1 protein-coding gene is annotated in these 465 nt (G+C 60.4%); it reads left to right on the top strand.

All coding sequences use genetic code 11. The features are described 5' to 3' along the window. The coding region (locus tag F3J43_RS23685) for an immunoglobulin-like domain-containing protein (protein ID WP_205298075.1) at positions 1–465 on the top strand (465 nt) is incomplete at both ends.

Genomic DNA, 465 nt, shown 5'->3' with positions numbered 1-465 from the left:
CCGTCACCATCGTCGGCAACGGCCCGGTCACCGAAGACCAACAGCCTTCGTTCACTGTGAAAGTGAGCCAGAAGCTCGACCACGACCTGACCGTCACCCTGTCCAACGGTGCCAAGGTAGTGATCGCTGCTGGCCAGACCGAAGCCGAGTACAAGGCTCCGGCTCAAGGCGATGACGTCTTCAAGGATGGCGAGGCCCTGACCATCGGCATCACCGATGCCACCGTCACTGGCAAGACCTTCGAGAATCTGGAACTGGGTGGCGATGCCACCGTCCAGATCACCGACACCATCAGCGAAGTCGTCGCGACTCTGACCGCCGACAAGACCACCGTCGCTGAAGGTGGCGAAATCACCTACACCGTGACCCTGAGCAACGGCCAGAACCTGCCCGTTACCGGTCACAACGGTCTGACCTTCACCTTGTCCGATGGCACCAAAGTCACCATTCCGGCTGGCAGTGCTT

Origin of the sequence: Pantoea sp. Cy-639 (assembly GCF_011752525.1) — a bacterium.
GTDB lineage: Bacteria > Pseudomonadota > Gammaproteobacteria > Pseudomonadales > Pseudomonadaceae > Aquipseudomonas.
The sequence above is the reverse complement of the archived record's forward strand: the minus strand, read 5'-3'. Positions and strand labels throughout refer to the sequence as shown.